The following is a 23,974-nucleotide window of genomic DNA, read 5'->3' on the forward strand; positions in this document are numbered from 1 at the left end:
GTCAGAGGCGACGGGTAGTCTCGAAGACAAGATGACCGAAGAACTCTCACCCGCCGAGCGGTACGCCGCTGCCCGGATCCGCGCCGCCGAAGAGGCCTCCGCCCTGGCCCCCTTCCGCGAGATGTACGCATTCGACCTGGACCCGTACCAGATCGAAGCCTGTAAGGCACTGGAGGCCGGCAAGGGCGTCCTGGTGGCCGCCCCGACCGGCTCGGGCAAGACCATCGTGGGCGAGTTCGCCGTGCACCTCGCCCTCCAACAGGGCCGCAAGTGCTTCTACACGACGCCCATCAAGGCCCTGTCCAACCAGAAGTACGCCGACCTCGTCAAGCGCTACGGCGCCGCCAAGGTGGGCCTGCTGACCGGCGACAACAGCGTCAACGGCGACGCCCCCGTGGTCGTGATGACCACCGAGGTGCTCCGCAACATGCTCTACGCGGGCTCCCAGGCGCTCGGCGGCCTCGGCTACGTCGTGATGGACGAGGTGCACTACCTCTCCGACCGGTTCCGGGGCGCCGTCTGGGAGGAAGTGATCATCCACCTCCCCGAGTCGGTGACCCTCGTCTCGCTCTCCGCGACCGTCTCCAACGCGGAGGAGTTCGGCGACTGGCTCGACACCGTCCGCGGCGACACCGAGGTCATCGTCTCCGAGGAGCGCCCCGTACCGCTGTGGCAGCACGTGATGGCCGGCCGGCGGATCTACGACCTCTTCGAGGAGGAGTCCGACCACGGAGGCCGCGGTTCCGCCCGCCGCGAGGTCAACCCCGACCTGCTGCGCATGGCCCGCGAGGAGAACAGCCGCGGCTACAGCCCCAAGGACCGGCGCCGCGGCAAGATGGTCCGCGAGGCCGACCGCGAGCGCGAACGCCGCTCCCGCGGCCGGATCTGGACCCCGGGCCGCCCCGAGGTCATCGCCCGCCTCGACAACGACGGCCTGCTGCCCGCCATCAACTTCATCTTCAGCAGGGCCGGCTGCGAGGCCGCCGTCCAGCAGTGCCTGTACGCGGGCCTGCGGCTCAACGACGACACGGCGCGCCTGCGGGTCCGCGAGATCGTCGAGGAGCGGACCGCCTCCATCCCCACCGAGGACCTGCACGTCCTCGGCTACTACGAGTGGCTCGAAGGCCTGGAGCGGGGCATCGCCGCGCACCACGCGGGCATGCTGCCCACCTTCAAGGAGGTCGTGGAGGAGCTGTTCGTACGCGGCCTCGTCAAGGCCGTCTTCGCCACCGAGACCCTCGCGCTCGGCATCAACATGCCCGCGCGCACGGTCATCCTGGAAAAGCTCGTCAAGTGGAACGGCGAGCAGCACGCCGACATCACCCCCGGCGAGTACACCCAGCTCACCGGCCGGGCCGGACGGCGCGGCATCGACGTCGAGGGCCACGCGGTGGTGCTGTGGCAGCGCGGCATGGACCCGGTGCAGCTCGCCGGCCTCGCCGGCACCCGCACCTATCCGCTGCGCTCCAGCTTCAAGCCCTCGTACAACATGGCCGTCAACCTGGTCTCCCAGTTCGGCCGGCACCGCTCCCGCGAACTGCTGGAGACCTCCTTCGCGCAGTTCCAGGCCGACCGCTCGGTCGTCGGGATCTCCCGGCAGGTCCAGCGCAACGAGGAGGGCCTGGAGGGCTACCAGGAGGGCATGACCTGCCACCTCGGCGACTTCGAGGAGTACGCGCGGCTGCGCCGCGACCTCAAGGACCGCGAGACCGACCTCGCCAAGCAGGGCGCGGCCCAGCGCCGGGCCCAGGCGGCCAGTTCGCTGGAGAAGCTCAAGCCGGGCGACGTCATCCACGTCCCCACCGGCAAGTTCGCCGGCCTCGCACTGGTCCTGGACCCGGGCGTGCCCGGCGGCCGCAGCAACGGGCACCGCGGGTACGAGTACCACGAGGGCCCGCGCCCGCTGGTGCTCACCGCCGAGCGGCAGGTCAAGCGGCTCGCGTCGATCGACTTCCCGGTCCCGGTCGAGGCCATCGACCGGATGCGGATCCCCAAGACCTTCAACCCGCGCTCCCCGCAGTCCCGCAGGGACCTGGCGACGGCGCTGCGCAACAAGGCCGGCCACATCGACCCGAAGCGGCACCGGCCGGGCCGGGCCGCCGCGGCCGACGACCGCGAGATCGCCCGGCTGCGCGCCGAACTGCGGGCGCACCCCTGCCACGGCTGCGACGAGCGCGAGGACCACGCCCGCTGGGCGGAGCGCTACCACCGGCTCAAGCGGGACACGCAGCAGCTGGAGCGGCGCATCGAGGGCCGGACGAACACCATCGCCCGCACCTTCGACCGCATCCACGCGCTGCTCACCGAGCTGGACTACCTGCGCGAGGACGAGGTCACCGTGCACGGCAAGCGCCTGGCCCGGCTCTACGGCGAGCTGGACCTGCTGGCCTCGGAGTGCCTGCGCGAGGGCGTCTGGGAGGGCCTGAACCCGGCGGAACTGGCCGCCTGCGTCTCGGCGTTGGTCTTCGAGGCCCGGCAGTCCGACGACGCGGCACCGCCCAAGGTGCCGGGCGGCGCGGCGAAGGCGGCGCTGGGCGAGATGGTCCGCATCTGGGGCCGGCTCGACGCGCTGGAGGAGGAGCACCGCATCAACCAGGCGGAGGGCGTGGGCCAGCGCGAGCCGGACCTCGGCTTCGCGTGGGCGGCCTACCAGTGGGCCTCCGACAAGAGCCTGGACGAGGTGCTGCGCGAGGCGGAGATGCCGGCCGGTGACTTCGTGCGCTGGTGCAAGCAGGTCATCGACGTCCTCGGGCAGATCGCGCAGGCGGCCCCCGCCTCGACGGCCCCGCCGTCCTCGGCGGGCGGGAGCACGGTCGCGCGCAACGCCCGCAAGGCCGTCGACGCCCTGCTGCGGGGCGTAGTGGCCTACAGCTCGGTCGGCTAGGCGGTTTTGGGGCTTCGTCCGAAGCCCCCGACGGCCGGATCTGACCTCTTGCCATGATCCCTCGCCGGTGTGCTGTGCGACGATCGGGCGTATGAGCGGGGGAACGGGCGAAGGCCCGAGACGGGTCGGCCGGCCGCGCGCCGACCGGCTGAGACGGGACAGCGGCCGGCCGCCGCGCGAGGAGATCCTCTGCGCGGCGGCCGAACTGTTCACCGTCCGGGGGTACGCGGCCACCACCACCCGGGCGGTGGCCGAACGGGCCGGAATGCGCCAGGCCACGATGTACCACTACTTCGGCGCCAAGGAGGAACTCCTCGCCGAACTCCTGGAGTCCACGGTCGCGCCCTCGCTGGCCCTGGTGCGCAGGCTGCTGGCCGACAACGCCCGGCCGGCCGCCCTGCGGCTGTGGGAGCTGTGCCGCTCGGACGTGCTGCTGCTGTGCGGCGGCCCGTACGACCTGGGCGCCCTCTACCTGCTGCCCGAGCTGAGGCAGCCGCGGCTGGCACGGTTCCGCCGGATGCGCGGGGAACTGCGCGACGGCTACCGGGCGTTGCTCGCCGCCACCCCCGCCGGTGCCGAACTGGCGCGGGAGCGGGGCGGGCTGGCCCTGCGCAACGACCTGGTCTTCGGCCTGATCGAGGGCGTCATGCTGGTCCGCCGCTCCGATCCCGGCCGGCCGGTCGCGGTCTTCGCGGAGGCCGCGGCCGACGCGGCCCTGCGGATCGCCGGGCTCACGCCGCCGGGCCCGCCTCCCAGCCCGCCCGGTCCTCCCACGCCCGGAGGGTGAGCCCGGTCTCCAGCCGGTGCTCGACGCCGGTGACGGGGTCGGTGAACGCCAGGGTGCGCGCCAGCAGCTGGAGCGGGCGCCGGTAGTCCGCCGGGTCCGCCGCCTCGGCGACCACCGGGTAGACGGGATCGCCCAGGATGGGCAGGCCCAGGGAGTTCATGTGCACCCGCAGCTGGTGGGTGCGGCCGGTGTGCGGGGTCAGCCGGTAGCGGCCCAGCCCGTCCCGTACGCCGGTGAGCTCGACCAGGCTCTCGGCGTTCGGCTCGGCGCCGGGTACCTCGACCGCCGCCATCACCCCGCGGGTCTTCTCGATGTGGCTGCGGACCAGCCGGGGCAGCTCCAGCGCGGGGTCGTGGGGCGCGAGGGCCTCGTACTCCTTGCGCACCCGGCGCTGCTGGAACAGCAGCTGGTAGGCGCCGCGGTCCTCGGGCCGGATGCTGAACATCACCAGCCCGGCCGTCATCCGGTCCAGGCGGTGGGCGGGGCTCAGCGCCGGCAGGTCCAGCTCCCGGCGCAGCCGGGCCAGGGCGGTCTCGGTGACGTGGGTGCCGCGCGGGGTGGTCGCCAGGAAGTGCGGCTTGTCCACCACCAGGAGGTGCCGGTCGCGGTGGACCACACGGATCGGGAAGGGCACGGCCGGCTCGGGCGGCATGTCCCGGTGGAACCAGAGCCAGCCGCCCGGCTCGTACGGGTCCTCGTGCCGCAGCACCCGCCCGCCCTCGCCGAGCACCCGGCCGCCGGAGAGCAGCCGGGCCATGGACTCGGAGCCGCGCGTGCCGGCGTACCGCTCGGTCAGGTAGGCGCCGAGGGTGGGCCAGCGGCCCTCGTGGTCGGGGGGCAGGCGCATCCGGACCGGGTCGATACCGGCCTGCTGGGGGAGGGGCGCGGGCGGGATGTGGGATCTGCGGGTCATCGGGACCAGGGTAGGCCGCTACCTGCGGGTGAAGGTGCCGAGGTGGTTCTGGTCGAGGTACTCGACGCGGACCTTGCCGTCCTCGCCGTCCTCGTCTTCGGAGAAGAACACCCCGGTGCGGCCGACGGCGTTCTCGCCGGTGGTCTCGAAGCTGAAGGTGTCGCCGTCGTAGTGGGTCAGGGCGAAGCGCAGGGGCTTCGGGCCGAGGGACAGGGTCAGGCCGCCCTCGGCGTCGGCGGTGACGGTGAGGGGGCCGTAGTAGGGGTTGTCGTAGGTCCCGGTGTAGGCGGCGGCGTCGCGGGCGGGCTTGGCGCCGGCGGGCGGGTGGGCGTAGTCGGTCGGGGACCGGAGCGCGAAGTCGAGCTGCTCGTACGTGGCGGCGAGGAGCGGCAGCCAGTCGGCGGTGGGCTTGCCGTGCTCGGCGACGTCGAAGAAGTCGAGCGCGATGGAGTCGGCCAGGCCGACGGGGGAGCCGTTGGTCAGGACGACGATGCCGAGGCGTTCCAGGGGGAGCAGGGTGACGTGGGTGTTGGCGCCGAGCTCGAAGGCCCCGGAGTGGCTCAGGCGCAGCCGGCCGGCGTCGTCGTAGCTGACGTTCCAGCCGAGCCCGTAGAACTGCGGGGTGCCGCGGGGGGTCTGGGCCTGGGAGACGATCTCGGGGACTCGGGTCCGGGTGAGGGTGTCGGCGGGGATGACGCGCCGGCCGTCGAGGGTGCCGGTGTTCAGCTGGAGCCGCAGCCAGCGGGACATGTCGCGGGCGGTCGAGCTGGTCCCGCCGGCGGGGGTCTGCGCGTCGGCGTCGCGGACGTAGCGGGGGCTCCAGGTGCCGTCGGGGTTCTTCACGTGGCCCGACGCCCGGTCGGGGGCGTTGGCGTAGGCGGCGAACTCGGTGCTGGTGCGGGTCATCCCGGCGGGCTTGAACAGGGTGTCCTCGCTGAGCTTCTGCCAGCTCACGCCGCGGTCGCGGGCGACGGCCTCGGCGGCGGCGGTGAACCCGAAGTTGGTGTAGGCGTAGCTCGCGCGGAACGGGGCCAGCGGCTCCTCGTGGAGGTGGCCGAGGATGTACGCCTGGTCGTAGCCGAGGTCCTCCAGGAGGTCCCCGGCGTGGTCGGGGAGGCCGCTGCGGTGCGAGAGGAGGTCGGCGGGGGTGACGTGGGAGGTGACCCAGGGGTCCTTGAGGGCGAAGCCGGGGAGGGTGGCGGCGAGGGGCCGGTCCCAGGCGTCGGGGGAGGGGAGGGCGCCGGCGATGACGGTGGTGGTGACCGGCTTGGACACGGAGGCCAGCTGGAAGACGGTGTCGGGGCCGACCTTGGCGGTGTCGCCGGTGCGGCGGAGGCCGAAGCCCTTGAGGTAGACGACCTTGTCGTCGTGGACGACGGCCACCGAGACCCCCGGGACGCCGGTGCGGCGCATGCCGTCGGTGATGGTCGCGTCGAGCCGGTTCACGGCGGCGGTGACGGCGGCGTCGGTGATGCGGGGCTCGGGCGGGGGCGGGGGAGCGGGGCCCGCGGGCGCGGCCGCGACGCCGAGCAGCATCGCGGCCCCGGCCAGTCCGACTGCGCGGAGCGTACGCATGCCGCCATTGTCCGCCCGCGGGTGGTTGTCCGCTGCGCGGGGCTTGCCCCTCCCCGCCCTTCAACCGTTCTCGCCTCACACGCCGGCGGGGCTGGAGGGTGGGTCTGGCGCTCCGCGCGAGCGCGACGGGCGCGGAGCGCCCGGCTCTTTCAGCCTCGCCGGCGTCTGAGGCGCGGGGTCTGGGGCGGAGCCCCTGGGAACGGGCGGAGGGTGGGGCGGGGAGATCGCCCCGCGCGGCGGCCGACGGCCAGGCGGGAACGCCCTACGCGGCGGCCGCGGCCGGGAGGTCCTGCTCGGCTTCGACCGTGGCGTTCCAGTCGCGCTTCATCGCCCGCCAGCCCTCGTCCGTCTCGCCCAGGCGCCAGTAGCCCGAGATCGACAGCCGCTCGCGCGGCACGCCGCGTTCCAGCCGCAGGTGGCGGCGGAGTTCCTTCACGAAGCCCGCCTCGCCGTGGACGAAGGCGTGGACGTCGGCGGAGGGGAAGTGCAGGGTGGTGACGGCTTCCAGCAGGGCCGCGCCCACCGGGCGGTCGCCGCGGTGCAGCCACACCGGGGTGATGCCGTCCGGGGTGCGGATGTCCTGCTCGTCCGCCGGGCCCTCGACCTCGATGAAGGCCTGCACCCGCGCGCCCGCCGGCATCCGCTCCATCGACGCCGCGATGGCCGGCAGCGCGCTCTCATCGCCGACGAGGAGGTGCCAGTCCGCCCGGGGGTCCGGGCAGTAGCCGCCGCCGGGGCCGAGGAAGTGGACGAGCTCGCCGGGCTGGACCCGGGCCGCCCAGGGGCCGGCGAGGCCCTCGTCGCCGTGGACGACGAAGTCGAGGGTCAGTTCCAGCCGGGCGGGGTCCCAGGCCCGGACGGTGTACGCGCGCTGGCGGGGCCAGGCCTCGCGGCGCTGCGTCGCGCGGATGACGTCCAGGTCCCACGGCTCGGCGTAGCGCACGCCCTCGGGTTCGAAGAGGAGTTTGACGTAGTGGTCCGTGTGGGCACCCGCGTCGAAGCCCGCCAGCCCGTCGCCGCCCAGCACGAGGCGGACCATGTGCGGCGTCAGTCGTTCGGTGCGTACCACGACTGCGGTGCCGACGGTGCGGGCGCGTCCTTCTGCCACGGTGTCTCCCCTTACGCCTTACGAAGCTTAGGATTACCTAACTTAGCACCTCATCGCCGCAGCGCGCTGCTCAGACGTGACATCGCTCCTCCCAGACCCCACCGATGGGCGAGCGCCTCCACCATCTCGGGGCGAGCGGGAGACGAGGGAAGGGCCGGGTCGAAGGCCGGCAGCGGGACGTCCGCGGCCACCCGGACGACCTTCGGGGCGACGGCGAGGTACGGGCGGGACTCGTCCAGGCGCTTGCGCTGGGTGGGGGTCAGCTTCGACTTCGGGTCGCCGGCGGCCGCGAGGATCCCGGCCAGGTCCCCGTACGCGTCCAGCAGCTTCGCCGCAGTCTTCTCGCCGATCCCCGGCACGCCCGGCAGGCCGTCGCTCGGGTCGCCGCGCAGCAGCGCGAGGTCCGCGTACCCGGGGCCGTCCACCCCGTACTTCTCGCGCAGCCACGCCTCGTCCGTCACCTGGAGCGTCCCCACGCCCTTGATCGGGTAGAGCACGCGGCGCTGCCGGGCGTCGTCCACCAGCTGGAAGAGGTCCCGGTCGCCGGTGACGATGTCCACCGGGCCGATGGCGCGGCCGGTCAGGGTGCCGATCACGTCGTCCGCCTCGTACCCGGCGGCCCCCACCCGGGCGATGCCGAACGCGTCCAGGGCCGCTTCGATGATCGGCACCTGCGGGAGCAGGGTGTCCGGGGTCTCCTCCACGTCCGGGCCGGTCTCGGTCTCCTGCGCGACCCGGTGCGCCTTGTAGGAGGGGATCAGCTCCACCCGCCAGTGCGGCCTCCAGTCGGCGTCCATGCAGGCCACCAGGTCGTCCGGGCGGTGGTCCTGCACCAGCCGCCCGATCATGTCGAGCAGCCCGCGCACCGCGTTGACGGGCGTGCCGTCGGGGGCCTTCACGGAGTCCGGCACGCCGAAGTAGGCGCGGTAGTAGAGGGAGGCGGTGTCCAGGAGCATCAGGCGTCGTGTCGTCACGCAGACGATGATGCCGCAACGCCGGCACGGGTCTCCGCGTCACCCCGGGTGACCTGATCGTCACTCAAACAGTTCGCCCGGCGCGCGCGTTCGCGGACCCTCGCGGAAGGTGTGGATCACCGGCAGGGCGCTCCGCCCGTCCGGCCGTGCCCCTTCCCCGTCCTGTGAGGGTTCCGCATGCCCCGTCGCGGAGTCGCCCGCGCCCTCGTCGCGAGCACCGTGCTGTCCCTGCTCCCCGCCGGCCCCGCCGCGGCCCGTGACGCGCCGCCGCCGGACCCGGCCGCGCCCGCCCGGCAGAGCCCCGGCGAGCTGCGCGAGCGCGTCCGCCGGGAGGTCTCGCCGGCCGAGTCGCGGGGCCTGGGTCCTGAGCACGCCGAGGCGCAGGCCCGGACCCGCCTCGCGATCCGCGACGAGGCCGACCGCCCGGACGGGGCCAGGGCGGCCCGCCTCGCGTCCCTGACGGAGTCTCAAGCCAGGGCGAACGCGGGCTTCCGCCCGGCGGTGTACGGCGCCTTCACCGCGTACTTCGACTCCCCGGACTTCGGCGCGCACACCGCCCTGCTGCCCACCGGCAAGGTGCTGCTGTTCTCCTTCGAGCACACCGGTGCCGGCCGCGCCTTCCTGTGGGACCCCGCCAAGGGCACCGGAGCCGGATCGTTCACCAAGGTCACCCCGCCCACGACCGCCCCCTTCTTCCGCACCGGCCACGCCCTGCTGCCCAGCGGCCGGCTCGGCGTCTTCGGCGGCACCGCCGGCAGCGGGCTCTCGCTGGTCTTCGACCCCTGGAGCGAGACCTGGAGCCGCGAGCAGGAGACGGCCGCCGCCCGCCGGACGGCCTTCACCGGCAGCGGGACGGGGCCCTTGTGGGGGACCAGGCCCCCGGCGGTGGAACGCTTCCCCGTCCTCGGGCACCCCGTCGCGGCCGCCGGTCCCTCGTACGCGCCCGCCGCCGGCCGCCCCGGCGACAACACCGTCCTGATGCCCGACGGGACCCTGCTCACCGCGAGCGGCGCCTACGACATCCACGACTACGCCAGCGGCCTGCTCAGCCCCGCCCCCGACCTGAGGTACCGCCAGCTGGAGCTGCGCGACCCCCGGGGCGGCTGGCGGCTCGGCCCGGTGCAGCGCCTGCCGCGCGGCCACCACTCCAGCGCGCTGGTGCTGCCCGACGGCCGTGTCGCCCTCACCGGCGACGAACTGCAGCAGACCGCCCACGACGCCGACCTCCGCGACGACATGCACGGCACCATCGAGATCTACGAGCCCGCCTACCTGTACCAGGGGCCCCGGACCGCCCTGGACGAGGTGCCGGCCGCCCCCCTCGCCCCCGGGGACCGCTTCCTGGTGCGCACCGGCACCCCGGACCGGGTACGGCGGGCGGTGCTGCTGGCCCCGGCCGGAGCTCCGCACGCCGCCGGGGCCGCCGTCCGCGGACGGACCGAGCTGCGCATCGAACGGCGGGAGGGCGGGCTCCTCACCCTCCAGGCCCCGCCGGCGTCCGCGGCCGCGGCCCCCGGCCACCACATGCTCTTCCTCCTCGACGCGAAGGGCGTACCCAGCGTCGCGCGCTGGATCCGGCTGACCTGAACCGGCCCAGCCCTCGGTGAACCGCCCCGCCGACCGCCCCGCCCGACCTCTTCCGCCCGCCCCACACCCAGGAGACCCGATGGACGACGTGCAGCCCCAGCCCCCCGCCCGCAGGACCGTCATCAGGGCCGGGGCGGCGGCCGCCGCCGCGCTCACCGTCTGCCCGTACGCCGCCGGCACGGCGACGGCGGCGACGGCGGCACCCCCGGGGGCGCCGGCCCGGCCCGCCGCGGCCCCCGGCCGGGCCGCCGCCCTGCCCCTGCGCTCCGACCGCACGACCCAGGGCGACATCCTCGCGGGCTCCCGCAAGGACCACGCCTGCCTGCTGCTCCTGCACTTCCGCGACGCCGCACGGGCCCGGACCTGGCTGGGCCGGCTGGTGCCGGAGCTCTCCACCACCGAGGAGATGGCCCGCTTCAACGCCGCCTTCAGCGCGGCCCGGCTCAAGGCGGGCGGAGCCGACCCGGCCGGGCTCTCCGCCCAGTGGACCGGGCTGTCCCTCACCCACGCCGGGCTGCGCCTGCTCGCCGGCCGCGAGCCCTTCCCGGCCCTGCCCGCCGGCAGCACCGCGGAGGCGTTCGCCCAGGGCCCCGCCGTGCGGGCGGAGCAGCTCGGAGACACCGGCGACAGCGCGCCCGGCTCCTGGCTGTTCGGCGCCGAGGGGCCCGAGCACGCGGTCCACGCCGTGCTCAGCCTGTCCGCCGACGACCCCGCCAAGCTCGCCGCGGCGGTCGCCCGCCACACCAAGGCCCTCGATCCGGCCGGTGGTGAGGTCGTCTTCCGGCAGGACGCGGGCAAGCTCCCGGGGGCGCTGAAGGGGCACGAGCACTTCGGCTTCTCCGACGGGATCAGCCAGCCCGGCGTACGCGGCTTCCACGCACCCGACCCGGCGGACGGGACCACCGTGAAGGGCAAGCCCGGCACCCGGCTGGTGCCGCCCGGGGAGTTCCTCGTGGGACAGGAGAAGGTCGGGCGGCGGCCCGCCGGGCTGCCCGCCTGGGCCACCGGCGGCTCCTTCCAGGTGGTGCGCCGGCTCGCCCAGGACGTCCCCGGCTGGTGGGCCCAGGCCCGGGAGCGGCTGGCCGGCCTGAAGAAGTCCGGGGCCGCGCCGCCGGAGGCCACCGCGACCTGGGTCGCGGCCCGCCTCGTCGGCCGCTGGCCCGGCGGCACCCCCATCGCCGGCTGCCCGCTCGCCGAGCAGCCAGCCCCCCTCGGCACCGACCCGGACGCCGCCCTGAAGTACGCGGACGACCCCGACGGCTGGCACACCCCGCTGTTCGCGCACATCCGCAAGGGCAACCCGCGCGACGGCCTCGTCCTCGTCCCCGGCCGGCCCCCGCTGGCCGCCGCCGACCTGGACGGACGGCGGATCATCCGGCGCGGCATCCCCTTCGGCCCGGCCTACGACTTCGACCGGCCCGCCGGCGAGCAGGAGGCCCCGCGCGGCCTGGTCTTCGTCGGCTACCAGGCCGACCTCGTGCAGCAGTTCGAGTTCCTCACCAAGCGGTGGATCAACGACGTCGACTTCCCGCCCGCCCGCAACCCCCGCGTGGGGGCCGACCCGGTCCTCGGCCCGGAGTCCCCCGTCACCTTCGAGACCGAGTCCGCGACCGGAAGCCGCGCCACCACCCTGGGCTTCGGCCGGTTCGTCCGCACCGAGGGCGCCCTCTACGCCTTCACGCCCTCCCTGCCGACCCTGCGCGCCCTGGCCCAGGGGAAGCTCGACCGCTCCCTGGAGGTCCACCGCGGCACCGTCCTGCGCGCCGGCGACGTCCTCGACGCGGGCAGCGTGCGCCTGACCCTCAAGGCCGACGGCGACCTCGTCCTGCTCGACCAGGCCGGCTCACTCCTGTGGAGCGCCGGCACGGAGGGCACCGGCAACGAGGCCGTCTTCTCCGCCGACGGCGAGCTGACCGTACGCGGCGCCTCGGGCACGAACCTGTGGAGCAGCGGCACCGCCGGCCACCCCGGCGCCCGCATGCTGGTCCGCCCCGCCGGTGACGTGGTGGTCCTCGACGGCGACCGTGCGCTGTGGCACGCCGGCGGGGGCCACGTAGGGTGACGTGGCGACGACGGGAATCCACCGGGTCGGGGCCCGGTGGGCTCTTGCGCGCGAATCCGGGGGCGGTTGCTGCGTAAGGTGCTTACAGCACATCCATGTGCGACGAGGATCAGGGGAGGGCAGCCCCCATGAACGGCAAGGACGACGGAAGCATCGCGGACGCCGACGACGGCAGGGAGTACGCGCCCGCGCGGGCGGGCGCGACCGACGCCAACGACAAGGAGAAGGACTCCAAGGAGCCGCTGCGGGTGGGTGTCGCCGTCCGCAAGCGGCGCCGCGCGCTGCACCTGACCCTCGCCGCGGTGTCGGCGCGCAGCGGCCTGTCCGTCCCCTTCCTGAGCCAGATAGAGAACGAGCGCGCCCGCCCCAGCATGCGTTCGCTGGAGCGGGTCGCCGACGCCCTGGAGACCACGGCCGTGGACCTGCTGGCCGCCTCCGACACCGCGCGCACCGTGGACCTCGTACGGGCCGGCGACGAGTCCGGACTCACCCCGGTGATGGGCGTACGCCCCCTCGTGCGCGGCCACCACCAGCTGCACGCGCTGGAGTTCACCGGCGACCAGGACGCCGGCCGCGAGTACCAGCACCGCAACGACGAACTCATGTACGTGGTCTCCGGCGCCTGCCAGGTGGAGGCCGAGGGGCGGGCCTACCGGCTGGAGAGCGGGGACGCCCTGTTCCTGTCCGGCGGAGTGCGCCACCGCTGGCGCGCGGTCACCGAGGACACCCGGCTGCTGGTCGTCGCGGTCGGCGACCACATCCACGCCACCGCCGAGCCGCCCTCGCCGGAGCACTGAGCCGGTGCGCGTCGTCTCGCTCGTGCCCTCCCTGACCGAGGCGGTGGCGGTCAGCGCGCCCGGCGTGCTGGCGGGCGCCACCGACTGGTGCACGCACCCGGCGGACCTCGGGGACGCGGTGCGCGTCGGGGGCACGAAGAACCCCGACGTACGCGCCGTCGTGGAGCTGCGCCCCGACCTGGTGATCGCCAACGAGGAGGAGAACCGGGCCCCCGACCTGGAGGCGCTGCGCGCGGCCGGGCTGGAGGTGCTGGTCACCGAGATCCGGGACCTGCCGCAGGCCCTCGCCGAGCTGGACCGCGTACTGGTGGGGGCGCTGGGGCTGGAGCGCCCGCAGTGGCTGGACCGGGCCGAGGAGGCCTGGGCGGCCGTGGAACCCGTCGGGGACCTCACCGCCTTCGTCCCGGTCTGGCGGCGGCCCTGGATGGTGCTCGGCCGCGACACCTTCGCGGGCGACCTGCTCGCCCGGCTGGGGGTGCGCAACGCGTACGCCGGCCACCCCGAGCGGTACCCGAGGGTGCCCGCGCAGGAGCTCGCCGCGAGCGGCTGCGACCTGGTCGTGCTCCCCGACGAGCCGTACGCCTTCACCGCGCACGACGGCCCGGAGGCCTTTCCGGGCCTCCGGGCCGCACTGGTCAGCGGCCGCCACCTCACCTGGTACGGGCCCTCCCTGGCGGAGGCCCCCCGGGTGCTGGCGGCGGCCCTTCGGGATTAGGCCGCCTGTGTGGCGGGGAGCAGGCGGCCGGCGAACAGGCCGCGCAGGGTGTGGGCGGCGGCGAGCAGCCAGGCGGTGACCAGGCCGAGGAAGAGGGCGGCGGCCAGCCAGGCGAAGGCGTCCAGCCCGGTGTGGCGGGCCAGCCCGGCGGCGCCGGTGACGCAGGTGCCGACGGGGAAGGTCAGCGCCCACCAGGTCATCGCGAAGCCCATGCCGTCGCGGGCGGCCCGCACCAGCATCGAGGCGGCCAGGGCCAGCCACAGCAGAGCGAAGCCCATCACGGGGACCCCGTAGACCACGGCGAACGCGCCGAGGGCACCGGCGTAGGGGGCGTCGACGGCGCCGGGGGCCACGTCGGCGAGCTGGTTGACGGCGGTGGTGGACTGGCCGAGGGGGCCCAGGACCAGGAACAGGGTCGGGGTCAGCGCCAGGGGCAGGGGCCCGCTCACGATCAGCCGGCCGAAGACCAGGGGGAGGAGCAGCAGGGTGGCCAGCAGGCTGATGCCGAACATGGCGTAGCAGGCGAGCAGCAGCGCCTCGCGGGCCTGCCCGGCGGGCAGGTGGGGGACCAGCAGGGGCCCGACGGCGGCGGAGACCATGGGGGAGACCACGGGCAGCAGCCACACGGGGGTGGCCTGGGAGGCCTCCACCTTGTGCCGCACCACCATCAGGTAGGGCACGACGACGGCCATGACCAGCCCGGTCGCGGTGCCGGCGGTGAAGAGCACGGTGTCCGCGGCGACGGCGGCGCCGGCCCCGATCAGGTCCTTGCCGACGGTCAGGGTGCCGGCGCCGACGGCCAGCAGGGCCATCGCGAGGCAGCCGTAGAAGGGGGCGACGGCGGGGTCGAGGAGATGGGCGCGGGCCTGGTCGCGGTGGTGCAGCCAGTGCCCGGCGCGGGCGGTCAGCAGCACGGCGAGGGCCACGGCGGACAGCGCCCACAGGAGCTGGCAGGCCACGCGCTGGCCGGGGAGCTGGTACGGGAGGGTCGCGCCGGCGTTGGCGATGATCGCCGTGCCCATGACGGAGGCGTACCAGTTGGGGGCGAGGTGGCGCAGCCGCGGGACCTTGTGGGTCCGCAGGACGGGTGCGGCGGTGGTGCGGGGGTGCAGGGCGGTGGTGGCCATGGGTCCAGCGTCCCGTCGGGCCGGGCCGGACGGCAGAGGCCGCACGCCTATGAGGCCATAAACTGATGTTATGGGTAACGAGGAGTCGGTCCCGCTCGCGCACCGCGTGCCGGACCTGGGCGCGCTGGAACTGCTGCTCGCGGTGGCCCGGGTCGGCAGCCTGAGCGGCGCCGCACGCCGGCTGGGCATCACGCAGCCGGCCGCGAGCAGCCGCATCCGGGCGATGGAGGCGCGGCTCGGGGTCGCGCTGGTGGACCGCTCCCCGCGCGGCTCGACGCTCACGGCGGAGGGCGCGCTCGTCACCGACTGGGCCCGGCGGGTGGTGGAGGCCGCCGAGGCCTTCGACGTGGGCGCGCAGGCGCTGCGCGGGCGGCGTGACTCGCGGCTGCGGGTGGCCGCCAGCATGACCATCGCCGAGTACCTGCTGCCCGGCTGGCTGATCGCCCTGCGCGGGGAACGCCCCGACACGGCCGTGTCCCTGCACGCCGGGAACTCCGCCGACGTCGCCCAGCGGGTCCTGGCGCACGAGGCCGACCTCGGCTTCGTGGAGGGGCTCAGCGTCCCCGACGGGCTGGACTCGGCCGTCATCGCCCAGGACCGCCTGGTGGTGGCGGTGGCCCCGACGCACCCGTGGGCGCGGCGCTCGAAGGGGGTGGAGCCGGCCGAGCTGGCCGGCAGCCCGCTGATCCTGCGCGAGCGCGGCTCGGGCACCAGGCAGGTGCTGGACGCGGCGCTGGCGCCGTCCGGGGGGCTGGCCCAGCCGCTGCTGGAGCTGGCCTCCACGACCGCCGTCAAGGCGGCGGCGCTGAGCGGAGCCGGGCCCTGCGTGCTGTCGGAACTCGCGCTGGTGGACGAGCTGGCGGCGCGGCGGCTGGTGTCCGTCCCCGTGCCGGGGACTGCCCTGGCCCGCGCCCTGCGCGCCGTCTGGCCGACCGGGACCCGGCCGGCGGGGCCGGCGCGGGACCTGCTCTCGCTGACCCGGCGCCGCTAGCCGTCCGGCGGTGTGGGTGCGTGTCGCGGCGCGGTGCCGGGTGCGGGTGCCTGCGGCGCTGCTCCCCGCCCCGCCCTTCCTCCGTTCCCCGGGGCTGCGCCCCGGACCCCCTGGGGGCTCCGCCCCCATACCCCCGCGCCTCAAACGCCGGCGAGGCTGGAAGCGCGCTGCGCGCACTCCAGCCTCGCCGGCGTTTGAGGCGGGAACGGTGGAAGGGCGGGTAGGGGACCGCTCCGCGCAGCGGCGTACCCCGGGACGGCGGGGGCCGTACGGGTGACGGGGAATCGTTTCGGCGCGTGGCGGGCGGTGACCTCCGCCAGGCCCCCCGGAAAGGTCGCTGCCGCAAGTTTGTTGCCATTCCGAACGAGGGGATTCCCCATGCGACTCCGCCGTGCCTCCATCGCCGCCCTCGGCGCCCTCACGCTCCTGCTGGCCGTCCCGCAGTCCGCCTCCGCCGCGGTCGGCGAATTCCAGTACACCTTCATCGGCCTGGACGGCCGGCCGCACATCCGGATCCTGCTCGAGCCCGAGAGCCGTGAGTGCATCACCCTTCCCGAGGTGGCGGACCCCAACGCCAGTGAGCCCGCGCACTCCCCGCGCAACCGGACCAACGCCACGGCGACCGTGTTCACGGAGCCCGAGTGCGAGGGCGACTTCTTCTCGCTGCGCCCGATCGTGGGCCGCGGCAGCGAGCGGCTGAAGCTCCGTTCGGTCGTCTTCAGCTGATCCGGTCGGCCGGGCGCGGCCCGGACGCGGCGCGCGCGCGGAGTGCCTTCGTCAGCAGTCCGCCCGCGACGATCAGGGCCACGCCCAGCCACCAGGCCCCGCCGTCGAACACCAGCACCGCGATGCCGACCGGTACGAGCAGCCCCGCCACCGGCAGCAGCAGCGAGGCCCCGCCCGGCGCGGCCTCGCCCCGCGCCCGGGCGCGTACGACCTCCGGGTACCAGACGGTGAACCGCAGGGCCGCGACGATCGCCAGGACCTGGATGATCCAGCCGGTCCAGATGTTGTCGGGGTCGCGCAGCACCAGGTCCCCGAAAGCGCCCGCCAGGGCCGCCACCAGGAAGGCCAGCCCCCACACGCCGGTGATCACGTAGTTGGTGCGGAGGAAGGCCGGCGCGTGCCACAGCGACGGATCGACTTGCTCGCGGGCGTACTGGAGGGTGAAGGGCATCCGGACGGCCATCGAGCCGAAGGCGATCACCGTCAGGGTCAGGTTCGCGATCTCGCCCGCGTACGTCTCCAGCCAGCGCAGGGTGCCGTCGCTCGCGAGCGCGCCGATGACGGCGAGCGCGGCGAAGAACACCACGTCGGCGACCTCCAGCAGCTTCCACGAGCTGCCCCGGTGCACCACCCGGCCCAGCACCACCAGGACGACGGCCGAGGCCAGGGCGACCCCGACCGCGATCTCGAACCGTCCCGGGCCGACCAGCAGGGAGAAGACGATCCACGGCGCCATCCCGACGACCGGGTTCTGCAGGAACCCGGACACCGGTCCGGTGGCCGTGCCGTTGGCCTCGGTCCGCATCCTTCCAGCGTGCGCGCCGCCCGCCGAAGGGGCCATTCGTGCCCGCGGGCCGCACGGTGGGGAATCCGTGCGGCCCGCGGGTGGACGTCGGGCGTCAGGAGACGGAGACCCCCACCGGCTCCGGCAGCGTCCGGCGGGCGCCCGCCGCCTCGACGAAGGAGGCCATCACCCGGGTGTCCTTGTCCCGCTCCGGGTGCCACTGGACGCCCAGGACGTAGCGGGAGCGGTCCGGGTCCTCGATGGCCTCCACCGTGCCGTCGTCGGCGTACGCCGAGACGACCAGGCCGCGCCCGACGACGTCCACCGCCTGGTGGTGGTAGGTCGGGACCTCCGCCTTCTCCGGGACCAGCTCCGCGTAGCGGGTGCCCGCCACGGGGTTGACGGGGTGCCAGGAGGTGACGCCCGGGGTGTGGACGTGGCCGTCGATGTGCTGGACCAGCGTTCCGCCCAGGGCCACGTTCAGGGCCTGCATGCCGCGGCAGATGCCCAGCACGGGCAGGTCGGAGTCCAGGGCGGCCGCGAGCAGGGCCAGTTCCCACTCGTCGCGGACCCGCGCGGGCGGACCCGTACGGGGGTCGCGCGCGGCACCGTAGCGGGCGGGGTCGACGTCCGGGCCGCCCGAGACGATCAGGCCGTCGAGCCGGCCCAGCACCTCCGCCGCCCGCTCCGGTTCGTCCGGCGGCAGCAGCACGGCCGCGCCGCCCGCCGCCTGGACCAGCTCGTAGTAGCCGGAGGGGACGAGGGACGTCGGGAGGTCCCACACGTTGTAGCGGGTGGATTCCTCCACATAGGCGGTGATGCCGATGAGCGGCCTGGGCACGGTATTACCTCCAGGTTGGTGCCGTATCAAGGGGCGGGACAAGGTTCTCAGTCGCGGGTCAACTCCGCCTCGGCTTCCGCAAGCGCGGCGAACTCCTCCTCGGGTGCCGAGGCCACCAGGTGGTGCCGACTGTAGATCGCGAAGTAGGCGAGGGCGACGGCGTACACGGCGAGTGCGATGAGTGCCGCGTCCTTGTCCACCAGGAAGGTGGCGACGAGGGCCGAAAGGGCCAGTACGAAGGCGACCGAGGAGGTCAGCACCCCTCCGGGGGTGCGGTACGGCCGGTCCAGGCCGGGCTCGCGGCGGCGCAGCACGATGTGGGACAGGGCCATCAGGGCGTACGAGATGGTCGCGCCGAACACCGCGATGTTCAGCATCCGCGCCCCGTTGCCGGTGGCCGCCGCGAGGGCGAATCCGATGGCGCCGGGAATCACCAGTCCGAGGTACGGGGCCTTGCGCTTGGAGGTGAGGGAGAGGAAGCGCGGCAGGTAGCCGGCCCGGGAGAGGGCGAAGAGCTGGCGGGAGCCGGCGTAGATGAGGGAGAAGAAGGAGGCCACCAGCCCGGCGAGTCCGGCGTAGTTGACGAAGCGGCTGAGCGCGGTCGGTCCGCCGTCCCCCTCCAGGGCGACGACCAGGGGGTTGCCGGCGGTCTTCACGGCGTCGGCGCCCTGGGCGCCGGTTGCGGCGAAGAAGGTGATCAGGGCGAGCAGGGCGAGGATGCCCATGGAGATGGCGAGGGCCTTCGGCATCGAGCGGACCGGGTCCTTGGCCTCCTCGGCGGCCAGCGGGACGCCCTCCACACCGAGGAAGAACCACATGCCGAAGGGGAAGGCGGCCCAGATGCCGAGGACGCCGAAGGGCAGCCAGGAGCTGGAGCCGAAGGCGTCGGTGTCCACGGCGATGTTGTCGAGCGAGCCCGCGTCGAACTCGGTGAGGGCGCCGAGCGCGAAGATCAGCAGTGCGGCGACCGCGACGGCGGTGACCACGAGGCTGAAGCGCAGCGCCTCGCCCACGCCCCACAGGTGCACGCCGATGAAGACGACGAAACAGCCGAGGTAGACGGGCCAGCTGGACGTCAGCCCGAACAGGCCCAGCGATTCGACGTAGTCGCCGATGAAGATGACGATCGCCGCCGGGGCCAGGATGTACTCGATGAGGATGGCGGTGCCGGTGAGGAAGCCGCCCCAGGGGCCCAGGGCGCGGCGGGCGAATCCGTAGCCGCCGCCGGCCGTCGGCAGGATCGTGGACAGCTCGGCGAGGGAGAAGACCAGGCAGGCGTACATGGCGCCCATCAGGACGGTGGCGATGGCCAGGCCGCCGAAGCCGCCCTTGTCCAGGCCCACGTTCCAGCCGGAGAAGTCGCCGGAGACGACGTACGCGACGCCGAGCCCGGTCAGCAGCAGCCAGCCGGCGCTGCCGCGGCGCAGGGTCCGGCGCTCCAGGTACTCCGCGTCGGCGTCGCCCTTCGCGGCGGGTGGTGCGGATACGGGCACGGGTGCGATGTCGTCGGCCATGTGCGCTCCTGCCTAGGGCAATGGTTGTGAGGCGTACCTTTGCGTCAAGGGTGTGGAGCGCGCAAGACCCCTGCGTTAAACAGCGGTTACGAAAACCTCCCCGCGCCCGCGGTGGCCACCGGCCACCGGACCCCCGTACGTCCCCGGCGCCTCAGGTCAGGAACCCGCGCAGCAGGGCCGCCGTCCCGCAGCAGTGCTCGCGCATCACCGCCCGGGCCGCCTCGGCGTCCCGCTCCAGCACCGCCTCCACCAGGACCGTGTGCTGCTGCTGCGAGTGCTCCAGGTTGCGCACCAGCAGCGGGATGCAGTCCAGCAGCTCGTTCACGGTCGCCCGGACGGCCGCGTACTGGGCCGTCAGCGTGGCGGAGCCGGCGAGTTCGCACAGGGCGAGGTGGAAGAGGGTGTCCTGGCGGCGGTACTCGGCCAGCGGGGCGTCGTGGGTCGCCGCGAGCGCCGCGAGCAGCCGCTCGGCCTGCTCCTGCGACAGTCCCTGCGAGGCGCACAGCCCGGCGGCGCCCACCTCCAGCACCTCGCGGAAGCGCAGCACGTCCTCGATGTCCACCCCGGCCACGCGCCGGCGCAGCTCCTCCTCGGCGCCGCCGGCCGGGGTGTCGGGGCGGGCCAGCACGAACGTCCCGCCGTACCGGCCGCGCCGGGCCTCCACCAGGCCCTGGTCCTGGAGCACCTTGAGCACCTCGCGCAGGGTGACCCGGCTGATCCCCATCCGCTCCGCCAACTCGCGCTCGGGTGGCAGACGTTCCCCGCCCGGCACCAGACCCAGCCGGACCACCTGGAGGATCTGCTCCAGGGCCTCCTCGAAACCGTTGCCCGCCCGCACCTGCCGCAGCACGGGATTCAGCCGCGCGATCGCGCCAGCGCCGCTCTCCGTGTCGGTCATCTCGGTTCCTCCCCTTCCCAAGCAATGGTTCTATTCAATACCTTAGGCCTCCTCGGCTCACCGAAGGAGAGATTCCAGTGGTAGACCGCATGCCGCCGCTCGCACCCGAGGAGCTCCGGGCCCTCGTCGCGAGCGGTGAGATCGACACAGTCGTCCTGGCCTTCCCCGACATGCAGGGACGGCTCCAGGGCAAGCGGTTCGCCGCACAGTTCTTCCTCGACGAGGTACTCGCCCACGGCACCGAGGGCTGCAACTACCTCCTCGCCGTCGACACCGACATGAACACCGTCGACGGCTACGAGATGTCCTCCTGGGACCGGGGCTACGGCGACTTCGCCATGCACCCCGACACCGCCACCCTGCGCCGCATCCCCTGGAACCCCGGCAGCGCCTTCATCATGGCCGACCTGGCCTGGAACGACCGCTCGCCGGTCCTCGCCGCTCCCCGCCAGATCCTGCGCCGCCAGCTGGACCGCCTCGGCGAACTCGGCTACACCGCCATGGTCGGCACCGAGCTGGAGTTCATGGTCTTCCAGGACACCTACGAACAGGCCTGGAACGCCAACTACCGGGGCCTGACCCCCGCCAACCAGTACAACATCGACTACTCCGTCCTCGGCACCGGCCGCGTCGAGCCCCTCCTGCGCCGCATCCGCAACGAGATGCAGGCCGCCGGCCTGGTCGTCGAGTCCGCCAAGGGCGAGTGCAACCTCGGACAGCACGAGATCGCCTTCCGCTACGACGAGGCGCTCACCACCTGCGACCAGCACGCCGTCTACAAGACCGGCGCCAAGGAGATCGCCGCCCAGGAGGGCGTCTCGCTCACCTTCATGGCCAAGTACGACGAGCGCGAGGGCAACTCCTGTCACATCCACCTCTCGCTCACCGACGCCGACGGACGCAACGTGATGGCCGGGGACGGACCGGACGGAATGTCACCGGTGATGCGGCACTTCCTGGCCGGTCAGCTGGCCGCGCTGCGCGACTTCTCCCTTCTCTACGCCCCGAACATCAACTCGTACAAGCGTTTCCGCCCGGGATCCTTCGCCCCCACCGCCGTCGCCTGGGGCTTCGACAACCGCACCTGCGCCCTGCGCGTCGTCGGCCACGGCCGCTCCACCCGCTTCGAGAACCGCCTCCCCGGCGGCGACGTCAACCCCTACCTGGCCGTCGCCGGCCTGGTCGCGGCGGGCCTGTACGGCATCGAGAACCGCCTGGAGCTGCCCGAGGCCTGCACCGGCAACGCCTACACCGCCGACTACGCCCACGTCCCCGCCACCCTCCGCGAAGCCGCCGAGCTCTGGGAGAACAGCGAGATCGCCAAGGCCGCCTTCGGCCCCGAGGTCGTCGCCCACTACCGCAACATGGCCCGCGTCGAACTCGACGCCTACGACTCCGCGGTCACCGACTGGGAGCTGCGCCGCTCCTTCGAACGCCTGTAAGACCCCGGAAGCCCGGTACCCCCGAACCGACCCCAGAGAGGCCCCCACGTGTCCGATGCGCTGGAAGTACTGAATCCGGCCACCGAGGAAACCGTCGCCGTCGTCCCGGCCGCCACACGGGACGACGTCGACACCGCCGTCGCCCGGGCCACCAGGGCCCAGCGCGCCTGGGCGGCGGCACCCCCCGGCGACCGGGCCAGACTCCTGCGCCGCTTCGCCGCCGTCGTCGACGGCCACATCGAGGAACTGGCACGGCTCGAGGTCCGCGAGGCCGGCCACACCATCGGCAACGCCCGCTGGGAAGCCGGCAACGTCCGCGACCTCCTCGACTTCGCCGCCGGGGGAGTGGAACGCCTCTCCGGCCGCCAGATCCCCGTCGCCGGCGGCATCGACGTCACCTTCCTCGAACCCCTCGGCGTCATCGGCGTGATCGCGCCCTGGAACTTCCCCATGCCGATCGCCGCCTGGGGCCTGGCACCCGCCCTCGCCGCGGGCAACGCCGTCATCCTCAAGCCCGCCGAGACCACCCCCCTCACCGCCCTGCGCCTCGCCGAACTCGCCCTCGAAGCCGGGATCCCCGAACACCTCTTCCAGGTGCTCCCCGGCCACGGAGCGGTCACCGGCGACGCGCTCGTCGAACACCCCGGCGTCGCCAAGATCGTCTTCACCGGTTCCACCCGCACCGGCAAGCAGATCATGGCCAAGTGCGCCGACCGGGTGAAGCGCGTCACCCTCGAACTCGGCGGCAAGAGCCCCAACATCGTCTTCGCCGACGCCGACCTCGAAGCCGCGGCCGCGGCCGCCCCCATGGCCTTCCTCGACAACACCGGCCAGGACTGCTGCGCCCGCACCCGGATCCTCGTACAGCGCACCGCCTACGACCGCTTCCTCGAACTCGTCGCCCCCGGCATCGAGTCCGTGGCCGTCGGCGACCCGCTCGACGAGAAGACCCAGATGGGCCCGCTCATCTCCCGCGCCCAGCTCGACCGCGTCCGCTCCTACGTCACCGACGACCTCAGCGCCATCCGCGGCAAGGCCCCCGAGGGCCCCGGCTTCTGGTACCCGCCCACCCTCGTCACGGACGTCGACCCCACCGCGCCCGTCGCCGCCGAGGAGGTCTTCGGACCCGTCGCCGTCGTCCTCCCCTTCGAGGACGAGGAGGACGCCGTACGCCTGGCCAACGCGACCGAGTACGGCCTCTCCGGCTCCCTCTGGACCCGCGACGTCGGCCGCGCCCTGCGGGTCTCCCGCGCCGTCCGCGCCGGGAACCTGTCCGTCAACTCCCACAGCAGCGTCCGCTACTGGACCCCCTTCGGCGGATACAAGCAGTCCGGGCTCGGCCGCGAGCTCGGACCCGACGCCCTCACCGCTTTCACCGAGACCAAGAACGTCTTCATCAGCACGGAGGCCTGAACCCCATGACCGACCGCACCGAAGAGATCGTCTGCCGCCGCCTGGTCGGCCGCACCGCCGTCATCACCGGAGCCGGCAGCGGCATCGGCCTCGCCACCGCCCGCCGCCTCGCCTCCGAAGGCGCCAACGTCGTCTGCGCCGACATCGACCCCGCCGCCGGCAAGGCCGCCGCCGAAGAAGTCGGCGGCACCTTCGTCCAGGTCGACGTCACCGACAAGGAGCAGGTCGACGCCCTCTTCAAGACGGCCTACGACACCTACGGCTCCGTCGACATCGCCTTCAACAACGCCGGCATCTCGCCCCCGGACGACGACTCCATCCTCACCACCGAGCTCGACGCCTGGCGCCGCGTCCAGGACGTCAACCTCACCTCCGTCTACCTCTGCTGCAAGGCGGCCCTCCCCTACATGCAGCGCCAGGGCCGCGGCTCCATCATCAACACCGCCTCCTTCGTCGCCATCATGGGCGCCGCCACCTCCCAGATCTCCTACACCGCCTCCAAGGGCGGCGTCCTCGCCATGTCCCGCGAACTCGGCGTCCAGTTCGCCCGCGAGGGCATCCGCGTCAACGCCCTCTGCCCCGGGCCCGTGAACACCCCGCTGCTCCAGGAGCTCTTCGCCAAGGACCCCGAGCGCGCCGCCCGCCGCCTCGTGCACATCCCGCTCGGCCGGTTCGCCGAACCCACCGAGATCGCCGCCGCCGTCGCCTTCCTCGCCAGCGACGACTCCTCCTTCATCAACGCCACCGACTTCCTGGTCGACGGCGGCATCTCCGGCGCGTACGTCACCCCCCTGTAAACCCCGCACACACCGAACCCCCCACCCGACAGCCGGGCG

The 23,974-nt window shown here is 73.9% G+C and carries 20 protein-coding genes; 11 read left to right on the top strand and 9 right to left on the bottom strand.

Features of this window, described 5'->3' with window-relative positions:
- Nucleotides 1-31: 31 nt before the first annotated feature.
- Nucleotides 32-2,884, top strand: coding sequence for a DEAD/DEAH box helicase (locus ABD973_RS26055; protein ID WP_125820596.1), 2,853 nt, complete (start codon nt 32-34; stop codon nt 2,882-2,884).
- A gap of 91 nt (nt 2,885-2,975) precedes the next feature.
- Nucleotides 2,976-3,671 carry a TetR/AcrR family transcriptional regulator gene (locus ABD973_RS26060; RefSeq protein ID WP_125820595.1) on the top strand — a complete coding sequence of 232 codons (696 nt, stop codon included), beginning with the start codon at nt 2,976-2,978 and terminating at the stop codon, nt 3,669-3,671.
- Here the strand turns inward: ABD973_RS26060 and ABD973_RS26065 are convergent.
- The 4 genes from ABD973_RS26065 to ABD973_RS26080 form a co-directional block, all read right to left on the bottom strand.
- Nucleotides 3,616-4,584 carry a pseudouridine synthase gene (locus ABD973_RS26065; RefSeq protein ID WP_345502389.1) on the bottom strand — a complete coding sequence of 323 codons (969 nt, stop codon included), beginning with the start codon at nt 4,582-4,584 and terminating at the stop codon, nt 3,616-3,618. The genes ABD973_RS26060 and ABD973_RS26065 overlap by 56 nt on opposite strands.
- Before the next feature lie 18 nt (nt 4,585-4,602).
- Entirely contained in the window at nt 4,603-6,159 is a 1,557-nt protein-coding gene (locus ABD973_RS26070) for a serine hydrolase (protein WP_345502391.1), read from the bottom strand.
- Nucleotides 6,160-6,421: 262 nt separating this feature from the next.
- The gene (locus ABD973_RS26075; RefSeq protein WP_185899802.1) at nt 6,422-7,267 is read right to left on the bottom strand and encodes a siderophore-interacting protein; all 846 of its coding nucleotides are present in this window, start codon (nt 7,265-7,267) and stop codon (nt 6,422-6,424) included.
- A gap of 50 nt (nt 7,268-7,317) precedes the next feature.
- Nucleotides 7,318-8,223: a 5'-3' exonuclease gene (locus tag ABD973_RS26080; protein ID WP_125823912.1), complete on the bottom strand. Its 906-nt coding sequence runs from the start codon at nt 8,221-8,223 to the stop codon at nt 7,318-7,320.
- 195 nt (nt 8,224-8,418) lie between these two features.
- Here ABD973_RS26080 and ABD973_RS26085 point away from each other — a divergent pair, with 195 nt between their 5' ends.
- From ABD973_RS26085 to ABD973_RS26100, 4 genes are all read left to right on the top strand, one after another.
- On the top strand, nt 8,419-9,828 hold the full coding sequence (locus ABD973_RS26085) for a galactose oxidase-like domain-containing protein (RefSeq protein ID WP_345502393.1): 1,410 nt from the start codon (nt 8,419-8,421) through the stop codon (nt 9,826-9,828).
- Between the two features lie 79 nt (nt 9,829-9,907).
- Nucleotides 9,908-11,890, top strand: coding sequence for a peroxidase (locus tag ABD973_RS26090; RefSeq protein ID WP_345502395.1), 1,983 nt, complete (start codon nt 9,908-9,910; stop codon nt 11,888-11,890).
- Nucleotides 11,891-12,138: 248 nt separating this feature from the next.
- A complete protein-coding gene (locus ABD973_RS26095) occupies nt 12,139-12,687 on the top strand; it encodes a helix-turn-helix domain-containing protein (protein ID WP_125602831.1) in 549 nt (182 codons plus the stop codon).
- Between the two features lie 4 nt (nt 12,688-12,691).
- The gene (locus ABD973_RS26100) at nt 12,692-13,402 is read left to right on the top strand and encodes a helical backbone metal receptor (protein WP_125820591.1); all 711 of its coding nucleotides are present in this window, start codon (nt 12,692-12,694) and stop codon (nt 13,400-13,402) included.
- On the opposite strand, the gene ABD973_RS26105 is transcribed toward ABD973_RS26100, so the two are convergent.
- A complete protein-coding gene (locus ABD973_RS26105; protein WP_125820590.1) occupies nt 13,399-14,529 on the bottom strand; it encodes a TDT family transporter in 1,131 nt (376 codons plus the stop codon). The genes ABD973_RS26100 and ABD973_RS26105 overlap by 4 nt on opposite strands.
- 70 nt (nt 14,530-14,599) lie before the next feature.
- Between ABD973_RS26105 and ABD973_RS26110 the strand changes: the two genes are divergently transcribed.
- Nucleotides 14,600-15,520, top strand: a complete 921-nt coding sequence (locus tag ABD973_RS26110; protein ID WP_125820589.1) for a LysR family transcriptional regulator — start codon at nt 14,600-14,602, stop codon at nt 15,518-15,520.
- Between the two features lie 378 nt (nt 15,521-15,898).
- Nucleotides 15,899-16,246 (top strand): hypothetical protein, encoded by a 348-nt coding sequence (locus tag ABD973_RS26115; RefSeq protein ID WP_125820588.1) that lies wholly within the window; start codon nt 15,899-15,901, stop codon nt 16,244-16,246.
- Here the strand turns inward: ABD973_RS26115 and ABD973_RS26120 are convergent.
- From ABD973_RS26120 to ABD973_RS26135, 4 genes are all read right to left on the bottom strand, one after another.
- Nucleotides 16,239-17,051 (bottom strand): hypothetical protein, encoded by an 813-nt coding sequence (locus tag ABD973_RS26120; protein WP_241253177.1) that lies wholly within the window; start codon nt 17,049-17,051, stop codon nt 16,239-16,241. The genes ABD973_RS26115 and ABD973_RS26120 overlap by 8 nt on opposite strands.
- A 94-nt stretch (nt 17,052-17,145) precedes the next feature.
- The gene (locus ABD973_RS26125) at nt 17,146-17,871 is read right to left on the bottom strand and encodes a gamma-glutamyl-gamma-aminobutyrate hydrolase family protein (protein WP_164720858.1); all 726 of its coding nucleotides are present in this window, start codon (nt 17,869-17,871) and stop codon (nt 17,146-17,148) included.
- Nucleotides 17,872-17,918: 47 nt separating this feature from the next.
- Complete coding sequence (eat, locus tag ABD973_RS26130) at nt 17,919-19,385, bottom strand: ethanolamine permease (RefSeq protein WP_241253176.1); 1,467 nt, start codon at nt 19,383-19,385, stop codon at nt 17,919-17,921.
- Between the two features lie 151 nt (nt 19,386-19,536).
- Complete coding sequence (locus ABD973_RS26135) at nt 19,537-20,283, bottom strand: FadR/GntR family transcriptional regulator (RefSeq protein WP_125820586.1); 747 nt, start codon at nt 20,281-20,283, stop codon at nt 19,537-19,539.
- A 77-nt stretch (nt 20,284-20,360) separates the two neighbouring features.
- On the opposite strand from ABD973_RS26135, the gene ABD973_RS26140 reads away from it, so the two are divergent.
- From ABD973_RS26140 to ABD973_RS26150, 3 genes are read left to right on the top strand one after another with little or no spacing between them, the layout of a single operon-like run.
- Entirely contained in the window at nt 20,361-21,725 is a 1,365-nt protein-coding gene (locus ABD973_RS26140) for a glutamine synthetase family protein (RefSeq protein WP_125820585.1), read from the top strand.
- Nucleotides 21,726-21,773: 48 nt separating this feature from the next.
- A complete protein-coding gene (locus ABD973_RS26145; protein ID WP_345502404.1) occupies nt 21,774-23,138 on the top strand; it encodes an aldehyde dehydrogenase family protein in 1,365 nt (454 codons plus the stop codon).
- 5 nt (nt 23,139-23,143) lie between these two features.
- Complete coding sequence (locus tag ABD973_RS26150) at nt 23,144-23,935, top strand: 3-oxoacyl-ACP reductase (RefSeq protein ID WP_007263151.1); 792 nt, start codon at nt 23,144-23,146, stop codon at nt 23,933-23,935.
- Nucleotides 23,936-23,974 lie beyond the last annotated feature (39 nt).

The sequence above is a fragment of the Streptomyces racemochromogenes genome (assembly GCF_039535215.1).
In the GTDB taxonomy this organism is placed as follows: domain Bacteria; phylum Actinomycetota; class Actinomycetes; order Streptomycetales; family Streptomycetaceae; genus Streptomyces; species Streptomyces racemochromogenes.

Excerpts from the sequence above, each read along its gene's own strand:
- ABD973_RS26055 (WP_125820596.1), top strand. The coding sequence starts at position 32 with ATGACCGAAGAACTCTCACCCGCCGAGCGGTACGCCGCTGCCCGGATC.
- ABD973_RS26060 (WP_125820595.1), top strand. The coding sequence starts at position 2,976 with ATGAGCGGGGGAACGGGCGAAGGCCCGAGACGGGTCGGCCGGCCGCGC.
- ABD973_RS26065 (WP_345502389.1), bottom strand. The coding sequence starts at position 4,584 with ATGACCCGCAGATCCCACATCCCGCCCGCGCCCCTCCCCCAGCAGGCC.
- ABD973_RS26070 (WP_345502391.1), bottom strand. The coding sequence starts at position 6,159 with ATGCGTACGCTCCGCGCAGTCGGACTGGCCGGGGCCGCGATGCTGCTC.
- ABD973_RS26080 (WP_125823912.1), bottom strand. The coding sequence starts at position 8,223 with ATGCTCCTGGACACCGCCTCCCTCTACTACCGCGCCTACTTCGGCGTG.
- ABD973_RS26085 (WP_345502393.1), top strand. The coding sequence starts at position 8,419 with ATGCCCCGTCGCGGAGTCGCCCGCGCCCTCGTCGCGAGCACCGTGCTG.
- ABD973_RS26090 (WP_345502395.1), top strand. The coding sequence starts at position 9,908 with ATGGACGACGTGCAGCCCCAGCCCCCCGCCCGCAGGACCGTCATCAGG.
- ABD973_RS26105 (WP_125820590.1), bottom strand. The coding sequence starts at position 14,529 with ATGGCCACCACCGCCCTGCACCCCCGCACCACCGCCGCACCCGTCCTG.
- ABD973_RS26110 (WP_125820589.1), top strand. The coding sequence starts at position 14,600 with ATGGGTAACGAGGAGTCGGTCCCGCTCGCGCACCGCGTGCCGGACCTG.
- ABD973_RS26115 (WP_125820588.1), top strand. The coding sequence starts at position 15,899 with ATGCGACTCCGCCGTGCCTCCATCGCCGCCCTCGGCGCCCTCACGCTC.
- ABD973_RS26120 (WP_241253177.1), bottom strand. The coding sequence starts at position 17,051 with ATGCGGACCGAGGCCAACGGCACGGCCACCGGACCGGTGTCCGGGTTC.
- eat (WP_241253176.1), bottom strand. The coding sequence starts at position 19,385 with ATGGCCGACGACATCGCACCCGTGCCCGTATCCGCACCACCCGCCGCG.
- ABD973_RS26135 (WP_125820586.1), bottom strand. The coding sequence starts at position 20,283 with ATGACCGACACGGAGAGCGGCGCTGGCGCGATCGCGCGGCTGAATCCC.
- ABD973_RS26150 (WP_007263151.1), top strand. The coding sequence starts at position 23,144 with ATGACCGACCGCACCGAAGAGATCGTCTGCCGCCGCCTGGTCGGCCGC.